14 protein-coding genes and 1 rRNA gene are annotated in these 20,628 nt (G+C 74.6%); 5 read left to right on the top strand and 10 right to left on the bottom strand.

The genetic code is table 11. From position 1 onward, the window contains the following. Window positions 1-139 precede the first annotated feature (139 nt). Window positions 140-1,309 carry a DegT/DnrJ/EryC1/StrS aminotransferase family protein gene (locus HUT16_RS06515; RefSeq protein WP_176186323.1) on the top strand — a complete coding sequence of 390 codons (1,170 nt, stop codon included), beginning with the start codon at window positions 140-142 and terminating at the stop codon, window positions 1,307-1,309. A gap of 7 nt (window positions 1,310-1,316) precedes the next feature. Beyond that, window positions 1,317-2,453, top strand: coding sequence for a DegT/DnrJ/EryC1/StrS aminotransferase family protein (locus HUT16_RS06510; protein ID WP_176186321.1), 1,137 nt, complete (start codon window positions 1,317-1,319; stop codon window positions 2,451-2,453). Between the two features lie 58 nt (window positions 2,454-2,511). Here HUT16_RS06510 and HUT16_RS06505 read toward each other — a convergent pair whose 3' ends face one another. The 7 genes from HUT16_RS06505 to HUT16_RS06475 form a co-directional block, all read right to left on the bottom strand. Continuing rightward, window positions 2,512-4,161 carry a class I adenylate-forming enzyme family protein gene (locus tag HUT16_RS06505; RefSeq protein ID WP_303392064.1) on the bottom strand — a complete coding sequence of 550 codons (1,650 nt, stop codon included), beginning with the start codon at window positions 4,159-4,161 and terminating at the stop codon, window positions 2,512-2,514. A 55-nt stretch (window positions 4,162-4,216) separates the two neighbouring features. After that, window positions 4,217-5,974, bottom strand: coding sequence for a CoA transferase (locus HUT16_RS39120; protein WP_176186318.1), 1,758 nt, complete (start codon window positions 5,972-5,974; stop codon window positions 4,217-4,219). After that, window positions 5,971-6,771, bottom strand: coding sequence for a class I SAM-dependent methyltransferase (locus tag HUT16_RS06495; RefSeq protein WP_176186316.1), 801 nt, complete (start codon window positions 6,769-6,771; stop codon window positions 5,971-5,973). Before HUT16_RS06495 ends, HUT16_RS39120 begins: the two co-directional genes overlap by 4 nt. Continuing rightward, the gene (locus tag HUT16_RS06490) at window positions 6,771-8,267 is read right to left on the bottom strand and encodes an NAD(P)/FAD-dependent oxidoreductase (RefSeq protein WP_217712028.1); all 1,497 of its coding nucleotides are present in this window, start codon (window positions 8,265-8,267) and stop codon (window positions 6,771-6,773) included. Before HUT16_RS06490 ends, HUT16_RS06495 begins: the two co-directional genes overlap by 1 nt. 27 nt (window positions 8,268-8,294) lie before the next feature. Further along, on the bottom strand, window positions 8,295-9,929 hold the full coding sequence (locus HUT16_RS06485; RefSeq protein ID WP_176186312.1) for a class I adenylate-forming enzyme family protein: 1,635 nt from the start codon (window positions 9,927-9,929) through the stop codon (window positions 8,295-8,297). Continuing rightward, complete coding sequence (locus HUT16_RS06480) at window positions 9,926-10,897, bottom strand: UbiA family prenyltransferase (RefSeq protein ID WP_176186310.1); 972 nt, start codon at window positions 10,895-10,897, stop codon at window positions 9,926-9,928. Before HUT16_RS06480 ends, HUT16_RS06485 begins: the two co-directional genes overlap by 4 nt. A gap of 243 nt (window positions 10,898-11,140) precedes the next feature. Then, on the bottom strand, window positions 11,141-11,452 hold the full coding sequence (locus tag HUT16_RS06475; protein WP_176186308.1) for a hypothetical protein: 312 nt from the start codon (window positions 11,450-11,452) through the stop codon (window positions 11,141-11,143). A 235-nt stretch (window positions 11,453-11,687) separates the two neighbouring features. On the opposite strand from HUT16_RS06475, the gene HUT16_RS06470 reads away from it, so the two are divergent. Beyond that, a complete protein-coding gene (locus tag HUT16_RS06470; RefSeq protein ID WP_176186306.1) occupies window positions 11,688-12,239 on the top strand; it encodes an NUDIX domain-containing protein in 552 nt (183 codons plus the stop codon). 27 nt (window positions 12,240-12,266) lie between these two features. Here the strand turns inward: HUT16_RS06470 and HUT16_RS06465 are convergent, their stop codons facing one another. Then, window positions 12,267-13,844 carry an NAD(P)/FAD-dependent oxidoreductase gene (locus tag HUT16_RS06465; protein ID WP_176186304.1) on the bottom strand — a complete coding sequence of 526 codons (1,578 nt, stop codon included), beginning with the start codon at window positions 13,842-13,844 and terminating at the stop codon, window positions 12,267-12,269. Between the two features lie 156 nt (window positions 13,845-14,000). On the opposite strand from HUT16_RS06465, the gene HUT16_RS06460 reads away from it, so the two are divergent. Further along, window positions 14,001-16,049 (top strand): acetoacetate--CoA ligase, encoded by a 2,049-nt coding sequence (locus HUT16_RS06460; protein WP_176186302.1) that lies wholly within the window; start codon window positions 14,001-14,003, stop codon window positions 16,047-16,049. 96 nt (window positions 16,050-16,145) lie between these two features. On the opposite strand, the gene ptsP is transcribed toward HUT16_RS06460, so the two are convergent. Together ptsP and HUT16_RS06450 are read right to left on the bottom strand one after the other, a co-directional pair. Then, window positions 16,146-17,816: a phosphoenolpyruvate--protein phosphotransferase gene (ptsP, locus tag HUT16_RS06455; RefSeq protein ID WP_176186300.1), complete on the bottom strand. Its 1,671-nt coding sequence runs from the start codon at window positions 17,814-17,816 to the stop codon at window positions 16,146-16,148. A 39-nt stretch (window positions 17,817-17,855) separates the two neighbouring features. Continuing rightward, window positions 17,856-18,305 carry a PTS glucose transporter subunit IIA gene (locus tag HUT16_RS06450; RefSeq protein WP_176186298.1) on the bottom strand — a complete coding sequence of 150 codons (450 nt, stop codon included), beginning with the start codon at window positions 18,303-18,305 and terminating at the stop codon, window positions 17,856-17,858. Window positions 18,306-18,974: 669 nt separating this feature from the next. Here HUT16_RS06450 and HUT16_RS06445 point away from each other — a divergent pair. After that, window positions 18,975-20,491 (top strand): 16S ribosomal RNA (locus HUT16_RS06445). Window positions 20,492-20,628: the final 137 nt, after the last annotated feature.

Raw genomic sequence — 20,628 nt, 5'->3', positions numbered from 1 at the left:
GGCCGTCAAATCCCTTACCCACCAGGCCATTCGAAGGAGTGAAACGGCGCCTCCCGCCAGGTCGGCCGGGTTCGGGGGGCATAGATTCGCAGGCAGGGCTGATCCGCCCGCCTAATCCATACAATCCGATGAGAGTTTCATGGGTGCCACTACCTCTCCGGGCGTTCCCTTCTTCACCCAGGCCGAGACCTTCGAATCCCTCTGGCCCACCACCCGGCGCCACCTCGACGAACTGATGGACCGCGGCAAGTACTCGCACGGCCCCAAGGTCGAGGAGTTCGAGACCGCCCTCGCCGCCTGGACCGGCGCCCGGCACGCGATCGGCGTCAACAGCGGCACCGACGCCCTGGTCCTGCTGCTGCGCGCCGCCGGACTGCGCCCCGGCGACGAGGTCGTCGTCCCCGCCTACACCTTCGTCGCCTCCGCCACCTCGGTGGTGCTGGCCGGCGGCCGCCCGGTCTTCGCCGACATCGACCCGGTCACGTACGCCCTCGACCCGGCGAGCGTCGAAGCCGTCCGCACCGACCGCACCCGGATGGTCATGCCCGTCCACCTGTTCCACCAACTCGCCGACCTGCGCGCCCTACTGGACGTCGCCGACCGGCACGGCCTGACCGTCGTCGAGGACAGCGCCGAGGCCTTCGGCATGCGCTGGGACGGCGTCCACGCCGGCCTGCACGGCGCGGGCGGCGTGCTCTCCTTCTTCCCCACCAAGACCCTCGGCGCGCTCGGCGACGCCGGCGCCGTCCTCACCGACGACCCCGCCCTCGCCGAAGCCGTCGCCGCGATGCGCCACCACGGCCGCGCCGGACGCACCCTCGACGACTTCCCCACCATCAACCGCCCCACCGAACTCCTCGGCACCAACAGCAAGATGGACGACGTCCAGGCCGCCTTCCTGCTCGCCAGACTCGGCCGCGCCGACCGGGACATCGCCCGCCGCGCCCACCTCGCCGCCGCCTACACCGAACGCCTCACCGGCACCCCCGGGCTCACCCTGCCCACCGTCGTCCCCCGGGCCGCCGCCACGAACCCGGTCTGGTACGTCTACCTGATCGAGTCCGACCACCGCGACGAACTCGCCGCCCACCTCGACCGGCACGGCATCCAGACCGAGACCTACTACCCGACGCCGCTGCACCTCCAGCCCTGCTTCGCCGGACTCGGCCACCGCCCCGGCGAGTTCCCGCGCGCCGAAGCCGCCTGCGCCCGCGCCCTCGCGCTGCCGCTCTACCCCGACCTCGCCGACCACGACCTGGACCTGGTCAGCGACCTGGTCCGCGACTTCCAGCACGGAAAGCAGCGGTGACCCGCCGATGACCACGACGACCACCGCCACCACGATCCCGTTCTTCCCGCCCGACCTGTTCGAGGACGACCGCGACCTGCTCCTCGACGTCGTCCGGGAAGTCGGCACCGACCCCGCCCAGCGCTTCATCCTCGGCGAACGCACCGCCCGCTTCGAGGAGTTGCTGCGCACCGACCTCGGCGCCGGGGACGTCGTCGCCTGCGGCAGCGGCACCACCGCGCTCACCCTGATCCTGCGCGCCATGGGCGTCACCGCGGGCGACGAGGTGATCGTGCCCGCCTTCGGCTGCGCCCCGCTCGCCAACACCGTCCTCGGTGTCGGCGCCACCCCGGTCTTCGCCGACGTCGACCCGCACACCCTGGTCATCGACCCCGACGCTGCCGAGGCCCTGGTCACCCCCCGCACCAAGGCGCTGATGCCCGCCCACGTGTTCTCGGTGATGGCCGACATGCCGCGCCTGCGCGCCCTCGCCACCCGGCACGGCCTGCGCCTGATCGAGGACTCCGCGGTCGCCCAGGGCGCCGTGCTGGACGGCCGCCCGGCCGGTACCTGGGGCGACGCCGGGGTGTTCTCCTTCGTCCAGGTGAAGTCCTTCGGCGGCCCCGGCGAAGGCGGCGTCGTGGTCACCTCCGACCCCGAACTCGCCCGCACCGTACGGATGCTGCGCAACCACGGCCAGGACGGCGTGCACCGCTTCCGGCACCACCTGATCGGCCTGAACAGCCGCTTCGACGAGATCCTCGCCGCCTTCCAACTGCGCCGCCACCCCGGCCTGGCCGCCCGGCTGGCCCGCCGCGCCGAGATCGCCGCCCACTACACCGAGCGCTTCGCCCCGCTCGCCGCGCACGGCGTCCTGGCGCCCCCGCCCGGCACCGACGGCCGCTGCTACTACGTCTACACGCTGCTCGCCGAACGCCGTGACGACCTCAAGCGGCACCTCGCCGCCCACGGCGTCGACAGCCACGTCTACTACCCGCAGCCCCTGCCCCACCAGCCCGCCTTCGCCCCCGCCGCCGCCCCCGGCGGCCACTGGCCGCACGCCGAACGCGCCGCCCGCCAGTGCCTGTCCCTCCCGGTCTACCCGCACCTGACGGACGCCCAGGTCGAGCGGATCACCGAGGCCGTCCTCGCCTTCCCCCGCTGAGCACACCGCTGAGCACACCGGTGGGCGCCCCGCGGGGCGCCCACCGGCCGGGACGGCCTCAGCCCGCCGCCCCCACCACCTCGCCCGCCGCCACGGCCCCGCCGGAGCGCCCGGCCGCCGCCGCCAGTTCCGCGAGCACCCGCCGGTCCGGCTTCCCCGACCCGCCCACCGGCAGCCGCTCCAGCAGCAGCAGCCGCTCCGGCAGCTTGTACCGCTCCAGGCCGCACGCCTGCGCCAGGAACAGCGTCAGTCCGTCCAGCGTCAGCCCGGCCCCGCGCGGCACCGCGCACACGCACATCCGCTCGCCGAGGTCCTGGTCCGGCACCGGCACGCACACCGCCTCCAGCACCTCCGGATGCCCCTCCAGCAGCCGCTCCACCTCCGCCGTGGAGATCGACACCCCGCCGCGGTTCACGGTCTGCCTGGTCCGCGCCAGCACCCGCAGCGAACCGTCCGCCTCCAGCACCCCCCGGTCGCCGGAGCGCACCCAGCCCCCGTCCACCCGCAGCGCGGCGTCCGCCGCCGGGTCCCCGACGTGGCACAGCGGCGTCATCGGCCCCAGCGCCTGCAACTCGCCCGGCACCCCCGCCGGCACCGGCCGCCCGTCCGGCCCGCACACCCGGAACTCCGCGACCTGCGGGTCGGGCAGGCCCACCCGCAGCACGTCACCGTCCGGATCCACCCACCGCGCGTGGCAGTTCAGCCCGTCACTGGCCCCGTACACGTTCACCACCGGGCAGCCGAACCGCCGCAGCGCCGCCGCCAGCACCGCCGGGGAGAGCGCCGCCGCACTCGACACCACCGCCTGCAACGAGGACAGGTCCTCGCCCGGCACCGGCCGCACCTCCGCCATCCGGCGCAGCATGGTCGGCACCGCCGCCAGGTGCGTCGGCCGCCACCGCCCCACCGCGGCCACCGCCGCCGCCGGATCGAACCGCTCCCCGAGCGGCGGCAGCAGCACCGCCGCCCCGCACCGCACCAGCGCCACCACCGCCAGCGACCCGTACGCCGTCGCCGGGTGCACCAGCAGCAGCACCCGGGCCGGCCCGCCGTCCACCGTCTCCAGCACCCGCTCCACGTAGCGCCCGCGGCCGCCCGCCAGCGCGTCGTGCGAGTACGCGACCAGCTTCGGCGCGGCCTCCGAACCCGACGACACCAGGACGCGGGCGGGTGCCCCCGGGTCCACCGCGGTCGGCACCCACTCGGCCCGTTCCGGCCACGGCGTCCCGTCCAGCACCACCACCTCGTGCAGGTCCGGCAGTTCCGGCCGCAGGCCGTCCACCAGCGCCTTCCACTCCGGCACGGTCACCACCGCGTCCACCCGCGCCGTCCCCCACAGCGCCAGCAGGTCCCGCCGCCCGTGCCCCGGCGTGCACGGCAGCACCACCGCCCCCAGCGCCGCCACCGCCAGGTCCACCGCCGGAGCCCACCGGTCCGCGGGCACCTTCACGCCCACCACCGACCCCGGCCGCACCCCGCGCGCGGCCAGCCCCGCCGCCAACCCCCGTACCAGCCGCCCCAGTTCCGCGTACGAGAGCTCACCGTCCCCGTCCACCACGGCCACCCGCCGCCCGTCCGCCGCGACCCGCTCCGCGAACAGCTCGTACAGCCCCCGGCCGGGACACCAGCCCCGGGCCACCCACTCCGCCCGCAACCCCCGGTCCACCCGGTCGGGGAACTCCACCCCGGCCACCGAAACCCACGTCACAGCCACCACTCCCGTCCACCGATCCGCCGAACAACCGAACAACCCCCCGGCCCGCTCACGCCCCGAACCCCCACGGCGCCCGGACGAACGCGCAGCCGTCCGGGCCGAACTCCAGCGCCGCCGCCAGCCGCGGGTCGCGCACCAGGACGCCCAGGTCCGTGCACACCTCCACCCCGCCGCCCGGCGTTCCCGCCCCGCCCGCCGCCCCGCACAGCAGCCGGGCCGCCGACAGCAGCGAGGACTCCACCCGCTGCGCCCGCCCGGTCCGCTCCCGGGCCTCCAGCGCGGCCACCGTCCCCGCCGCGCAGACCAGGCCGCCCAGCACGTCGCAGACGGTCAGCAGGGTGGGGCGCGGCGGCATCCCCGCCGGGGCCAGCAGCGCGGCCAGCCCGGAGTGCGCCTGCACCGGGTAGTCGGTGCTCAACCCCGGCCCGCCGCCGCTGGCCTGGGCGTACACCAGCCCCGGGCGCAGCGCGGCGACCGTCCCGGCGTCCAGGCCGAGCCCGGCCACCTTCGCGGGCGCCAGGCTGTGCAGCAGCACGTCCGCCCCGCCCAGCAGCTCCCGCACGGCGGAGCGCCCCGCCGCGCTCCGCAGGTCCGCCTCCAGCACCCCCTTGCCCCGGTTGAGCGCCGCGAACCGCGCCGACACCGCTGCCCCGCCGCCCGCTGCCCCGCCGCCCGCTGTCCCGCCGCCCGCTGTCCCGTCGCCCGCCGCCCGCGCCCGCCGTCGTTCCGCCCGCCGCCCGCCGTCGGCCGCCACCATCGGCGGCACGCCGCGCAGCGGGTCCCCGCCGGGCGGCTCGACCCGCAGCACGGTGGCCCCGAGCAGCGCCAGCACCCGCCCCGCCAGCGGACCCTGGACCCGCCGGGCGATCTCCACCACCGTCACACCGCTCAACGGCCCGCCCGCGAAGCCGAGCCCGCCCCGCCCGCCGGAACGCCCCGGCGCACCGGTCCGAACGCCACCTGCCGGAACGCCCGCCGGAACGCCCCCCGCCCGAACGTCACGCCCGCCCCCCGGCGCACCCGCCCGCAGCAGCCACGGCATCCCGCCCAGCACGGTCGGCCGCCGCGCCGCCACGGTGAGCCCGACCCCGCACTCCGCCGCGACCCGCGCCAGCCGCCGGTACCCGAACGTCCGTGCCGCCGCGGCCAGTTCCTCCGGCAGCGGGCAGGCCGCCGTTCCGTACCGGGCCTGGAACGGCAGCCAGCCACGGCCCACTACCCGCCGCTCGACGCCCAGCCGGGACCAGAACCGCAGCCAGCCGTCCGCCTCCAGCGCCTCCAGTTCGAACCACACCCCGTCCGCCGACACGAACGGCGGCCCGCCCGCCCCGTCCGGCTCCGCGCACCCCTGCTCCGGCGCGGACGCCGCCGCCAGGTACTGCGACAGCCCGAGCAGCGCGGCCTGCGCCACCGACACGCCCACCTCGCGGTAGGCCGCGCCCAGCCGCCGGGCCCGCAGCGCGGCCAGCACCCCGGTGGCGGCCAGCACCCCGGCCGCCACCGAGGCGAAGTCCACCCGCAGCGGCGTCGGCTCCCCGTACCGCCGCCCGTGCACGTGCATCACCCCGCAGGCCGCCTGAACGTCCGCCTCGCTGTCGAGCGCGAGGTCCAGCGGCCCGGCCCAGCCGATCCGGCACGCCAACCCGCCCGCCACCTCCAGCGGTTCGTCCCCGCCGCCGTCCCCGTCGCCGTCCCCGCGGACGCCTTCGCCGCCGTCCGCGCCGACGCCCACCCCGGAGGCCCGCAGCAGCCCCGCCGCGACCTCCCGGGCCACCCGGGGCCCGGTCCCGAGCACCGTCGCCGTCACGGCCGCCGCCCGCGCACCGCGTACACCACGTTCGAGCAGGCCCGGAACCGCGGATCGGCGAACAGGGCGCGCAGCTCGGCGAGTTCGTCCTCGGTCAGGCCCTCCCGGAGCAGCGCCTCCCGCAGGTGCCGGGTGTTGTGCGCCTGCATCTCCAGCTGCGGCGTCCCGGGCGCCAGCGTGCCGACCCGGACCTCCGCCTCCACCCCGGTGAACCCGGCCCGCACCAGCGCCCCGGCGCACTCCCGCCCCCAGCCCTGGTGCGAGCCGCGGGCCCGGAAGGCCCGCAACTTCGCCTGCTGGTACCGCCGGTAGAGCTCCCCGGCCCGCCGGTCCGGGACGGTGAGCACCGGCGCGTACTCGGCGTCGAACTCCAGCAGGTGCAGCACCCCGCCGGGCCGCAGCGCGGCGAACAGCCGCGCCAGCACCGCCTCCCGCTCCGGCAGGTGGGAGAGCACCAGCCGGACGTGCACCAGGTCGAAGGCGCCCTCCGGCAGTTCGTCCCGCACCACGTCGTGCCGCAGCACCGTCAGCCCGGGCCGCTCCGGCACCGGCAGCGGCACCAGGTCGGTCGCCAGCACCGAGCCGCCGGGCGCCACCCGGTCGGCCAGCCAGAGCGCGATGCTCCCGGCCCCGGTGCCCACGTCCAGGCAGCGCATCCCGGGCCGGACCCCGCCCGCCCGCAGCGCGCCGGTGCTGATCGGGTCCAGCCAGGCCGCCAGACAGCGGTGCTGCCCGGCCGCGTGCGCGCTCCCGTTGTCGAACAGGTACGACCCCGGCGCCCCGACCGCGCCCGCCATCAGCCCCGCCCCGCCGTGCCCGAAGCCGCCGCCGACGCCGCGCCCGACGCCGATGCCGCGCCCGACGCCGATGCCGTGCCCGACGCCGCGCCCGGCACCGGCACCGACACCGAGGTGGCCGACGAGACCCCCGCCGCGTGCGCCAGCACCCGCCGGGCCGCCAGCTTCCCGGCCCGCACCGCCCCCTCGCTGCTCGGCCGCAGCATCACCCAGTCCCCGGCGTACTCGACCGCCCGGGTCGGCCGCTCCAGGAACGCGGCCCGCTCCCGGACGGCCGCCGGCGCGCCCTGCGGCAGCCCGAGCGGGAAGCGGTGCACCAGCGTGCGGACGGTCGCCGCCCGCAGGCCGGGCAGGAAGCGCTCGGCCTCCGCGCAGAGCGTCTCCACCACCCGTCCGTCCGGCTCGCCCAGCAGCCCGGGGGAGGCCCACGGCGAGGCGAACACGCTGACCAGCCCCTTGCCCGCCGGTGCCCGCCCGTCCGCCTTCAGGTGGTCGAGGATCAGCCCGGTGCACACCCGGCTCTCGCTCTCCGGCACCGACAGCGCGTAGCTCGACGCCCCGGTCGGGCCGGGCAGCGGCCGGTCCAGCAGGCAGGCGACCTTGAGCATCGGCGTGTACGTGCTGGCCGCCAGGTACGGCCGCTCCCCGTCCGGCAGGTCGTCCCCGCGCAGCTCCAGGGCCAGCGGCGCGGGCACCGCCAGCACCGCCTGCCGGGCCCGCACCCGTGCCCCGTCCGCGAACTCCAGCCGCACGCCGCCCGCCTCCTCCCGGACGGCGGTGACCCGGCGGCCGAGCTCGACCGGCAGCCGTCCGGCGAGCCGGCGGGCCAGGGTGTCCATCCCGTCCCGGTAGGTCATCCAGCGCGCCCCGGCCCCGCCGACCGACAGCAGGGCGGCCATCATCGGGGCGACGGCCGAGCCGTCCGGCCGCCAGCCGAAGCAGTGGGCGGACAGCGGCTGGAGCATCGCGGCGAGCAGTTCCTCCCGCCCGGCCGAACCGGCGCAGAACTCGCTCAGCGTGGCGTCCCCGCTGGGCGCGGTCTCCGGCCGGTCCGGGTCGAACCCGCGCCAGGCGGTGGCCAGTTCGGCGGTGAGGCGGAGCCAGGCCCAGCGGCCCCGCCAGGACAGCCCGGCCCCGGTCAGCAGCCCCTTCGGGTGCCCGAGGCGGGCGTGCGCCCGCCCGTGCCGCCACAGCGCGAAGCCGGGCCCGATCACCGGCACCTCGGACTCCGGCAGGCCCACCGCCCGGATCAGCTCCCAGGTGGCCTCGTACCCGGCGCCGGCGATGGTCTCCGCGCCCTCGTCGAGCAGCCACCCGTCCACCCGGTCGGAGGCCATCCGCCCGCCGACCCGGTCCGCGCCCTCGTAGACCCGCACCGTCCGCCCGGCCGCGGTCAGGTGGTGCGCGGCGGACAGCCCCGCGATCCCGGCCCCGACCACCGCGACATCGACCTCGGCCCCGTCGCCGACCTCGTCCACACCCAGCTCCCCGCTCACGTCAGTCCGCCTCCACCGCACCGGAGTTCACGTCCACAGTCCGGTCCCGATCGGGGTGCTCCCGGCCAGCACCCGGGCGCGCAGCTCGTGCCGCCGCACCTTCCCGGTGGCGGTCCGCGGCACCTCGTCCCAGCCGACCACCAGCGGCTCGGCCAGCGGCGGCAGGTCGTGCACCGCGGCCCGCCAGCGCGCCGGGTCGAGCCCGCCGCCGGAGGTGACCAGCACCGGCTGCGGGCGGCCGTCGGCGACCGACAGCAGCACCGCCTCCTCGACGTCCGGCAGCCGCTCGTGCAGCACGTCCTCGATCTCGACGCAGCTCATCCCGGGCACCATGTCGACCTCGCGGTCCAGCACGAAGACCCGGCCGTCGCGGGTGCGGCTGCCGAGGTCGCCGGTGTTGAACCAGCCGCCGTCGAGCTTGCGCCCCCAGCGCTCCGGCTCGTCCAGGTAGCCCAGGCACAGCGCTCCGGTGCGGGCGTACAGCATCCCGGTCCGGCCGGGCCGCACCGTGCGCCCGGGCCGGCCGGGGTCGGCGACCTTCACCCGCACCCAGCCGGGCACCGGGCGCCCCAGGTCGCGGGTGGTCGGGTGCCGCCCGCCGGCCGCGGCCAGCGCCCCGCGGGTCAGGAACCGGAAGCTCAGCGGCCCGGTCTCGCTCTGCCCCCACCCCTGCATCCACAGCGGGCGCCGCCGCCGGGTGGCGTCCAGGAACGCCCGCACGGTCGGCGGGTGCATCGCGTCGAAGGTCGAGATGAACAGCCGCACGTCCCGGAACGGGTTGGCCCCCGGGGCCGAGCCCGCCAGCGGCTGCCAGCGCACGTAGCTGGACGGCAGCGCCTCCAGGACGGTCGGCGGGTGGCTGCGCAGCAGCGCGGCGGCCGTCGACGGGTCGGAGTCGGGCAGCAGCGCGACGGTCCTCGGCGCCCGCCAGAACGCGCTGACCGTCCAGGTCAGGGCCCGCCCGTGGGCGAAGGAGATGGCGCTCGCCACGGTGTCCTCGCGGCGCACCGACAGCACCGGCCAGGGCCGCGCCTCGAACGCGGACAGCCGCCGGATCAGCGTCCGGGTGGAGTGCACCACCAGCTTGGGGACGCCGGTGGTGCCGGAGGTGTGGATCACCGCCAGCGGCTCGTCCTCCCCGCGGCCGCGCACCGCGGGCACCGGCCCGCCGCGCAGCTCGTCCACCGGCAGCGCGCCCTCGCACGGCCCGTCCAGGCACACCGTCCGGCGCGCGAGCGCGGTCGGCTCGACCCCGGCGGCCCGCGCCCCGCCCAGCACGTCCCGCTGGGTGACCAGCATGTCCGGCCGCAGCCGCCGCAGCAGCGAGCCCAGGGCGTCCGGCGGCACCCGGTCCGACAGCAGCGCCGGCACCGCCCCGATCCGGGCCGCCGCGCAGGCCAGCAGCACGTAGTCCCAGTGGTTGCGCTTGACCACCGCCACCGAGGACCCGGGCCCCGCCCCGGCGGCCACCAGCCAGGCCGCGGTCTCCCGCACCAGCTCGGCCAGAGCGGCGGTGTCGTACGCGGTGCCCCGCTCCGGCGCCAGGTCCAGCGGGCGGCCCAGCCGGACGTCCACCGACGGGCGCTGCTCGGCCAGCGTCTCGAACAGCGGCCCCAGGTCGAGCGGCAGCCGCCGGACCAGCGTCCCCGCCCCGCCGGTCACAGCGCACCGCCGAACACCACGAGCGCCAGGTCCACGCCCACCAGCAGCGCGCAGCACACCCGGTGCAGCCGGATGCCCAACCGGCGGGCGAGCAGGATCTCGCCGCGGACGAACCCGAGCACCCACTGCCTGGCCCGCAGCGCGACCACCGGCGCCATCACCAGCGGGAACCACCAGGGGGCGAACCCGGTCACCGCCGAGCCCACCAGCAGCACCGCCTCCAGCGCCGAACACCCGGCCACGAACGCCGCGTTGCCGCGCGGCGGGAGCAGCACCGCGGCGGTCTTCCGGCCCACCGCCCGGTCGCCGGCGATGTCGTTGGTGTTGGAGTACACGCCGAACAGCAGCGGGCCCAGCCCGAACACCAGCGCCTGCACCACCGCGAAGCCGTCCGCCCGGCCGGTCAGCAGCCCGTACAGCGGCAGCACGAAGAACCAGCCGAGGGCGGCGAGGAAGAGCTCCTGGAAGCCGTTGTAGCTGATCCGCAGCCACCAGGTGTACTGGAAGCCGAACACCGCCAGCGCCGCCGTCCCGGCCACCGCCCACCCGGGCCGGGCCGGGGCCGCCGCGACGGCCGCCGCCCAGCACAGCACGCACGCCGCGACGGCCGCCCAGCCGAACCTGATCGCCTGGCGCTCCGTCAGGGTGCCCGCCACCAGCGGCTTGCGGGCCAGCCGCCGGGCCGGCGCGTCCGGCCCGTAGTTCACCGCGTCGCTGCCGTCCCGGTAGCCGGTGACGTCGTCGAAGGTGCACATGGCCGCGCTCATCGCGACCTCGCCGCCCAGGAACAGCACCAGCACCGCCAGGCCCGTCCCGGCCCCGGCCCCCGCCCCGGAGGCCAGCGCCAGCGCGGCCGCCAGCGGGACGCTCAGGTAGTAGTCCCAGATGTCGAGCTTGGCCAGCCTGGCGTACGCCCGCCAGGGGACCGGGGCCGCCTCGGGGGCAGCGGGAAGTACGAGGTGCTCCACGGGAAACGCAGTCCTCTCGACGGCGGCCGAGGCCCGGGACGCGACTGCCGCGGGGGGCCGGAGACAACGGGCCGACCGCACTGACGGTGCGCCAATTCGCCACGGCGGGCGAGGAGTCGGCGGTCGCCATCATGGCATAGCGCGACCTTTCGGGCGCATTCCTGTGATCAGTGGAAAAGCGGGCGATCGGCTGTTTCGCCGACCGCCCGTGCGATCATCCGACCGCATTTCCGGCGGCGCCCGCTAGGCCGAGAAACTCCCCGCCCCGCCCGGCACGTGCGTCCCGTAACCGGGCTGCACCACCACCGACGGGCCCAGGCAGAACGGGTTCCCGTAGACCCGCACCGGACCGTCCGTCCGGTTGGTCAACACGTGCGCCACCGTGGGGAGTTGCTGACAACCCGCCGGATCGTGGTAGACGTCCAGCGGCTGCGCCTCGGTCGAGAACACCACCACGTCGCCGCTCGCCGCGCGCGGCGCCGCGGGGGCCGGGGCCGCCAGTCCGAGCACCGAACCCGCCGCCACCAGGGAAACCAGAATCGCTCGCACAGCCATCCTTCACGCCATTCGACTCCCGCGTCCGTCACGGGCCGCCCCCATCGCTATCGTGCGCACACGGCTGAACTCCAATCCCGCCCGCCGAATTCACCCGCCCGGCCGTGCGCCGTCGTGACGGCCGCACCCCGCCGCACCTCGCCGCACCCCGCGGCCGCCCGCCCCGCCACCGGTCCCGCCACCGGTCCCGGCGACTCCCGCCCACCCGCCACCCGCCCGGACTACCATCGCCCCCATGACGACCCAGCCGTCCGCCCGCCCCGCCCCCTTCGGCCCGCACACCCACTGCCACTGGTGCGGAGCGCCCTACCCGGACGGCACCCGGAACTGGCCCCGCACCTGCCCCGGCTGCGGCGAGATCAGCTACCGCAACCCGCTCCCGGTCACCGTCGCGCTGCTCCCGGTCCACCACCCCGACGGCGACACCCGGCTGACCGTCATCCGCCGCACCATCGAACCCGGCTACGGCCTGCTCGCCCTGCCCGGCGGCTACGTCGACTACGGCGAGAGCTGGCAGCAGGCCGCCGTCCGCGAACTGCGCGAGGAGACCGGCATCCCGGCCGACCCCGCCGACGCCCGGCTGGTCGCCACCGACTCCGACACCCGCGGCGGCTTCCTCTGCCTGTTCGCGCTCTTCCCGGCCCGCGACCTGGCCGACCTGCCGCCCTCCGTCCCCACCGACGAGACCGAGGGCTGGCAACTCGCCACCGCCGACACCCCGCTCGCCTTCCCCTTCCACACCCGGGTCGCCGGCGCCTGGTTCGACGGCGAGTACCTGCACCTCTGAGCACGGGGGGGGGCGGGCCCCGGCGGATCAGCGCCCCAGCACCGCCATCGCCGCGTTGTGCCCCGGAATCCCGCTCACCCCGCCCCCGCGCACCGCCCCGGCCCCGCACACCAGCACCCGCGGGTGCCCGGTCCCCACCCCCCACCGCCCCGCGTCCCCGTCCCCGTCCCCGTCCCCGTCGGCGAACGGGAACGCCAGCTCCCGGTGGAAGATGTTCCCGCCCGGCAACCGCAGGTCCGCCTCCAGGTCCAGCGGCCCGCGCACCTCCAGGCACGGCCGCCCCTCCCCGTCCACCGCCAGGCAGTCCGCCAACGGCTCCGCCAGCACCCCGTCCAACGCCGCCAGCACCCCCGCCAGCGCCGCCTCCCGCACCCCCGCCGGGTCCCCGGCGAACAGTCGCGCCGGCACCTGCAACCCGAACAGCGTCAGCGTCTGCGCCCCCGCCGACACCCCCGGCCCCAGGATCGACCGGTCCGCCAGCGAGTGGCAGTAGATCTCCGACGGCGCGGGGGAGGGCAGCCGCCCCGCCGCCGCCTCCCGGTACGCCCCCTCCAACTCCCGGTACGACTCCGCGACGTGGAACGTCCCCCCGAACGCGTCCCGCACGTCCACCGCCCCGTCCCGCAGCCGCGGCAGCCGGCGCAGCAGCATGTTCACCTTCAGCTGCGCCCCCTCCGGCCGCTCCCCGCCACCGCCCGACCCGCCCAGCAGCCGCGCCAGCTCCACCGGCGCCGCGTTGCACAGCACCCGGTGCGCCCCCACCCGCCGCTGCACCCCGTCCGCGTCCAGGTACCCGACCTCGGCCGGCCCCGCCGCACCCCCCGGGTCCACCGCCACCACCTCGCACCCCGTCCGCAGCTCGGCCCCGCCCGCCAGCGCCGCCTCCGCCAGCGCCCCGGTCACCGCCCCCATCCCGCCCACCGGCACGTCCCAGTCACCCGTCCCGCCGCCCACCACGTGGTAGAGGAAGCACCGGTTCTGCCGCAGCGAAGGGTCGTGCGCGTGCGAGAACGTCCCGATCAGCGCGTCCGTCAGCACCACCCCCCGCACCACGTCGTCCGCGAACCGCCGCTCCAGCGCCTCGCCCAGCGGCCGCTCGAACAACTCCGCCCACGCCACCGGATCGTCCACCCGCGCCCGCAGCTCCGCCCACGACGGCAGCGGCTCCGTCAACGACGGGAACACCCGCTCCGCCACCCGCCCGGTCATCCCGTAGAACTCCCGCCACGCCGCGAACTCCCGTTCCCCGCCCGTCAGTTCACGGAACGACTCGGCCGTCCGCCGCTCGTCCCCGCCGTCCACCAGCAGCCCCCCGACCCGCCCGTCCCGCTCCCACGGCGTGTACGAGGAGATCCGCCGCCGCCGCAGCTCCACCCGCACCCCCAGGTCCGCCAGGATCCGCCGCGGCAACAGGCTCACCAGGTACGAGTACCGCGACAGCCGCGCGTCCACCCCCGCGAACGCCCGCTCCGACACCGCCGCCCCGCCCACGTGCCCCAGCCGCTCCAGCACCAGCACCCGCAGCCCGGCCCGCCCCAGGTACCCGGCCGCCACCAGCCCGTTGTGCCCGCCGCCCACGATCACCACGTCATAAGCCACCGTCATCCCGCCGGTCTACCACCTCCCGCCCGACCCCACCAGTACGCGCGCCCGCCCACCCTGGACCCCCGGACGATCACGTGGCATGGTCAGCACCGTCAGCACCCCACGGACGGCCCGCCACGAGCCCAGCCGTCCCCACCACGGCCTGGAGACCACCACGTGAGCACCCCTCCGACCCCCCAGGACCAGCAGCACCCGCACCCCGAGCCGCTCTGGCGCCCCGACCCCGCCCGGGCCGCCGCCAGCCGCCTGGTCGACTTCCAGCGCTGGGCCGCCGAACACCACGGCGCCCCCGCCGCCCCGCTCGCACCGGTCACCACCGACGCCGAGGCCGCCACCCGCTACGCCGACCTGCACCGCTGGTCCACCGAGGACCTCACCCGCTTCTGGACGGCCGTCACCGAGTACTTCGACGTCCGCTTCCACACCCCGCCCACCGCCGTCCTCGCCGAACCCGCCACCATGCCCGGCGCGCAGTGGTTCCCCGGCGCCACCCTCAACTACGCCGAACACGCCCTGCGCGCCGCCGAGGACCCGGCCAACGCCGACCGCCCCGCCGTCCTCCACCTGGACGAGCGCAGCACCGGGCCGACCGCCACCACCTGGTCCGAGCTCCGCCGCCAGGTCGGCTCCCTCGCCGCCGCCCTGCGCGCGAACGGCGTCCGCCCCGGCGACCGGGTCAGCGCCTACCTGCCCAACATCCCGCAGGCCGCCGTCGCCCTCCTCGCCACCGCCGCCGTCGGCGCCACCTGGACCAGCTGCGCCCCCGACTTCGGCGCCCGCAGCGTCCTCGACCGCCTCCAGCAGATCGAGCCCACCGTCCTGTTCGCCGTCGACGGCTACCACTACGGCGGCAAGGACCACGACCGCACCGGGGTCGTCGCCGAACTCCGCCGCGAACTCCCCACCCTGAACACCGTCATCCACGTCCCCCTGCTCGGCACCCCCGCCCCCGCGGGCACCCTCCGGTACGACGACCTGGTCGCGGACGACACCGAACCCGTCTTCGAGCCCGTCCCCTTCGACCACCCGCTCTGGGTCCTCTACTCCTCCGGCACCACCGGCCTCCCCAAGGCCATCGTGCAGAGCCAGGGCGGCATCCTGGTCGAACACCTCAAGCAGGCCGCCCTCCACCTCGACCTCGGCCCCGACGACCGGTTCCTCTGGTACACCTCCACCGGCTGGATGATGTGGAACTTCCTGCTGGCCGGCCTGCTCACCGGCAGCACGATCGTCACCTACGACGGCAGCCCCGGACACCCCGACACCGGCGCCCTCTGGTCGGTCGCCGCCCGCACCCGCGCCACCGTCCTCGGCACCTCCGCCGCCTACGTCATCGCCAGCCGCAAGGCCGACCTGCACCCCGGCCGCGACCTCGACCTCTCCGCCGTCCGCTGCCTCGGCACCACCGGCTCCCCGCTCCCGCCCGACGGCTTCCAGTGGATCTACGACGAGGTCGGCTCCGACCTCTGGCTCGCCTCCGTCAGCGGCGGCACCGACGTCTGCTCCTGCTTCGTCGGCGGCGTCCCCACCCTCCCCGTCCACCTCGGCGAGATCCAGGCCCCCTGCCTCGGCGCCGCCGTCGAGTCCTGGGACACCGACGGCCGGCCGCACACCGACACCGTCGGCGAACTCGTCGTCACCAAGCCCCTGCCGTCCATGCCCACCGGCTTCTGGAACGACCCCGACGGCCACCGCTACCACGACAGCTACTTCGACACCTACCCCGGCACCTGGCGCCACGGCGACTGGATCACCGCCACCTCCCGCGGCACCGTCGTCATCCACGGCCGCTCCGACTCCACCCTCAACCGCCAGGGCGTCCGGATGGGCTCCGCCGACATCTACGAGGTCGTCGAACGCCTCCCCGAGATCGCCGAGTCCCTGGTCATCGGCCTCGAAGAACCCGACGGCGGCTACTGGATGCCGCTGTTCGTCGTCCTCGCCCCCGGCGCCGAACTCGACGAGGACCTCACCGCCCGCATCCGCACCTCGCTGCGCACCGAACTCTCCCCGCGGCACGTCCCCGACGAGGTGATCACCGTCGCCGGCCTCCCGCACACCCTCACCGGCAAGCGCCTCGAAGTCCCGGTCAAGCGCCTGCTCGGCGGCACCCCCCTCACCCGGGCGGTCAACCCCGGCTCCGTCGACAACCTCGACCACCTGCGCTTCTTCGAGCAGCTCGCCACCACCCGCAAGCAGCCCTGACCCCGGCCCCGAAAAGGCCCCGAGGGGTCCCGCTGCCGCCCCCCACGGCGACAGCGAGACCCCTCGGGAGATCTCGACCCCTCCCGACCGCCCCTCCTACCGGCCGGACAGCACCCGCTCCGCCGCCGCCCGCGCCTCCTCGGCCGTGTCCGCCGCCCGCGCCGCCTCCGCCGCCCGCTGGCACTGCGCCAACGTCGCCCGCCCCAGCGCCGACCGCACGTACGGGATCGACGCCGCACCCATCGACAGGCTGGTCACCCCGAGCCCCGTCAGCACGCACGCCAGCACCGGGTCCGCCGCCGCCTCCCCGCACACCCCGCAGCTCTTCCCGGCCGCCTTCGCCGCCCCCGCCGCCGCCGCGATCAGATCCAGCAGCGCCGGCTGCCACGGATCCTGCAACCGCGCCAACGACCCCACCTGCCGGTCCGCCGCGAACGCGTACTGCGCCAGGTCGTTCGTCCCCAGCGACAGGAACTCCACCTCCCGCAGGATCGCCCCTGCCCGCAGCGCCGCCGACGGGATCTCCACCATCGCCCCGTACTTCGCGTCCAACCCCACCTCCCGGCAGGCCGCCGCGAACGCCCGCGCGTCCACCCCGTCCGCCACCATCGGCGCCATCACCTCCAGGCGCACCGTCAACCCCTCCGCCGCCCGGGCCAGCGCCCGCAACTGCGACCGCAGCACCTCCGGGTGCTCCAGCAGCGTCCGCAGCCCGCGCACCCCCAGCGCCGGATTCGGCTCGTCCCCCGGCGTCAGGAACTCCAACGGCTTGTCCGCCCCCGCGTCCAGCACCCGCACCACCACCCGGGCCCCCGGGAACGCCTCCAGCACCTTCCGGTACGCCTCGACCTGCTTGTCCTCGCCCGGCGCCTTCGCCGAATCGTCCAGGAACAGGAACTCCGTCCGGAACAGCCCGACGCCCTCCGCCCCGTTCTCCAACGCCGCCGGCACGTCCGCCGGACCGCCCACGTTCGCCAGCAACGGCACCATGAACCCGTCCGACGTCCGCCCCGGCCCGGTCGAAGCCGCCAACGCCGCCCGCCGCTCCGCCGCCTGCCGGCGCAACTCCTCCTGCCGCTCCGCCGCCGGCTCCACCAGCACCTCGCCCGACGACCCGTCGACCGCCACCACCACCCCCTCCGCCAACTCCGTCGCCCCCGCCAGCGCCACCACCGCCGGCACCCCCATCGCCCGGGCCAGGATCGCGCTGTGCGACGTCGGCCCGCCCTCCTCGGTCACGAACCCCAGCACCAGCGACGGGTCCAGCAGCGCCGTGTCCGCCGGCGCCAGGTCCCGCGCCAGCAGCACGTACGGCTCGTCGCTGTCCGGCACCCCCGGCATCGGCACCCCCAGCAGCCGCGCCACGATCCGGTTCCGCACGTCGTCCAGGTCCGCCACCCGCCCCGCCAGGTACTCACCCGCCGCCGCCAGCAGCTCCCGGTACGCCGCGAACGCGTCGTACACCCCGCGCTCCGCGCTGCTCCCCGACTCGATCCGCCGGTTCACGTCCGCCAGCAGCTCCGGGTCCTGCGCCATCAGCGCCTGCGCCTCCAGCACCGCCTGCGCCTCACCACCGGCCAGGTTCCCGCGCGCGGTCAGGTCCGCCGCCACCGCGTCCACCGCGGCCTGCGCCCGGGCCTGCTCCCGCGGCACCTCCTCGGCCGACACCTGGGCCACCGGCGGCTCCAGCACCGCCGTCCCCATGTGCCGCACCTGCCCGATGGCGACCCCGTGGCTGACCCCCACGCCCCGCAGCGTCCGCTCCATGGTCCGAAACCCCTTCGCCGTCAGTCGCCGTCAGTTCCGTCAGTTCCAGATGAACAGCTCGCCGCCGGCCGTGACCTCACCGGACTCCGCCACCCCGCTCAACTGCTCCGCCGACGCCTCCAGCGCCACGATCGGCGAGATCGGCGACTTCCCCGCGGCCTCCACCGCCGCCGGGTTCCACTTGATCACCGGCTGCCCCCGCTTCACCCGGTCCCCCTTGTGCACCAGCAGCTCGAACCCCTCCCCGTTGAGCTGCACGGTGTCGATCCCCAGGTGCGTCAGCACCCCGTGCCCGTTCTCGTCCATTACCACGAACGCGTGCGGGTGCATCGACACCACCTGCCCGTCCACCGGAGCCACCGCGTCGATCGGCTCCCGCAACGGATCGATCGCCGTCCCCGGCCCGACCATGGCTCCGGCGAACACCGGGTCGGGAACGTTGGCGAGGCCGACAGCGCGGCCGGCGAGCGGCGACGTGACAGTGGTCATGGTGGAGCCTCCCAGGTACGGAGTACATCGCGTGCGGCCGCGGGGCAGCGGCCCATTGATCGACTGACCCCAAATTACGTCAACTTCGGACATTTCATGCGATAGCACCCACGGGTCGCCCGAGTGAAGATCCCTGCCCGCCCGAACCGCACCGCACACGAACCGACCGCCCCGTACCCTCTCCGTCGCCCCCGCCACCCTCAAGTGGTCTAGTCCTCTTGGTCGACCCGCCGCACTTTACGGCATCCGAGTGACCCCCCATCCGCCCCACCCGCCCGCCCCGCGCGGGCCCAACCGGGTGACTCCGCCCCGCCCCGATTAGGCGCTCGGCCGCTGACCCGCTATGGTTGCTCGAGTCGCCGCGCAACGGCGGTAAACAGAGCAAGTCAGGCGAGTAAAGCTCCGGTCAACACCGAGTAAACGGTCTGGTAAGCTCGAAACGCGAAAGAACGAAGCGCCCGGAGGGTCCCCAGGAATGCGGCTCGAAGGAAGTGTCCGTTCCTTGAGAACTCAACAGCGTGCCAAAAGTCAACGCCAGATATGTTGACATCCCCGGCCTCGACATCTTGTCGGGGTTGGAGATTCCTTTATGAAGTATCACTAGCGAGGACGCAGTGCGCGGGGCCGCCTTATTCCGGTGGTTGCCGTGCCGCTCTTTCGTGAGAGGCATTCACGGAGAGTTTGATCCTGGCTCAGGACGAACGCTGGCGGCGTGCTTAACACATGCAAGTCGAACGGTGAAGCCCTTCGGGGTGGATCAGTGGCGAACGGGTGAGTAACACGTGGGGAATCTGCCCTGAACTCTGGGACAAGCCTTGGAAACGAGGTCTAATACCGGATACGACCGTCTCCCGCATGGGGGTCGGTGGAAAGCTCCGGCGGTTCAGGATGATCCCGCGGCCTATCAGCTTGTTGGTGGGGTAATGGCCTACCAAGGCGACGACGGGTAGCCGGCCTGAGAGGGCGACCGGCCACACTGGGACTGAGACACGGCCCAGACTCCTACGGGAGGCAGCAGTGGGGAATATTGCACAATGGGCGAAAGCCTGATGCAGCGACGCCGCGTGAGGGATGACGGCCTTCGGGTTGTAAACCTCTTTCAGCAGGGAAGAAGCGCAAGTGACGGTACCTGCAGAAGAAGCACCGGCTAACTACGTGCCAGCAGCCGCGGTAATACGTAGGGTGCGAGCGTTGTCCGGAATTATTGGGCGTAAAGAGCTCGTAGGCGGCCTGTCGCGTCGGATGTGAAAGCCCGGGGCTTAACCCCGGGTCTGCATTCGATACGGGCAGGCTAGAGTGTGGTAGGGGAGATCGGAATTCCTGGTGTAGCGGTGAAATGCGCAGATATCAGGAGGAACACCGGTGGCGAAGGCGGATCTCTGGGCCATTACTGACGCTGAGGAGCGAAAGCGTGGGGAGCGAACAGGATTAGATACCCTGGTAGTCCACGCCGTAAACGTTGGGAACTAGGTGTTGGCGACATTCCACGTCGTCGGTGCCGCAGCTAACGCATTAAGTTCCCCGCCTGGGGAGTACGGCCGCAAGGCTAAAACTCAAAGGAATTGACGGGGGCCCGCACAAGCAGCGGAGCATGTGGCTTAATTCGACGCAACGCGAAGAACCTTACCAAGGCTTGACATACGCCGGAAACGTCTAGAGATAGGCGCCCCCTTGTGGTCGGTGTACAGGTGGTGCATGGTTGTCGTCAGCTCGTGTCGTGAGATGTTGGGTTAAGTCCCGCAACGAGCGCAACCCTTGTTCTGTGTTGCCAGCGAGTAATGTCGGGGACTCACAGGAGACTGCCGGGGTCAACTCGGAGGAAGGTGGGGACGACGTCAAATCATCATGCCCCTTATGTCTTGGGCTGCACACGTGCTACAATGGCCGGTACAAAGGGCTGCGATGCCGTGAGGCGGAGCGAATCCCAAAAAGCCGGTCTCAGTTCGGATTGGGGTCTGCAACTCGACCCCATGAAGTTGGAGTTGCTAGTAATCGCAGATCAGCATGCTGCGGTGAATACGTTCCCGGGCCTTGTACACACCGCCCGTCACGTCACGAAAGTCGGTAACACCCGAAGCCGGTGGCCTAACCCGCAAGGGGAGGAGCCGTCGAAGGTGGGACCAGCGATTGGGACGAAGTCGTAACAAGGTAGCCGTACCGGAAGGTGCGGCTGGATCACCTCCTTTCTAAGGAGCACACGGCCGGATGCGAGCGAATGTCTCGCACGGTTGCTCATGGGTGGAACGTTGACTATTCGGCACAGGAAGCGAACAGGACGCCAGTACTGCCCCTCGGGGCGTGGACCGCGGATCTCTGGGAGTGA

Source organism: Kitasatospora sp. NA04385, assembly GCF_013364235.1.
GTDB lineage: Bacteria > Actinomycetota > Actinomycetes > Streptomycetales > Streptomycetaceae > Kitasatospora.
Note: the sequence above shows the minus strand (reverse complement) of the source record. Positions and strands in the feature narration are given on the sequence as shown.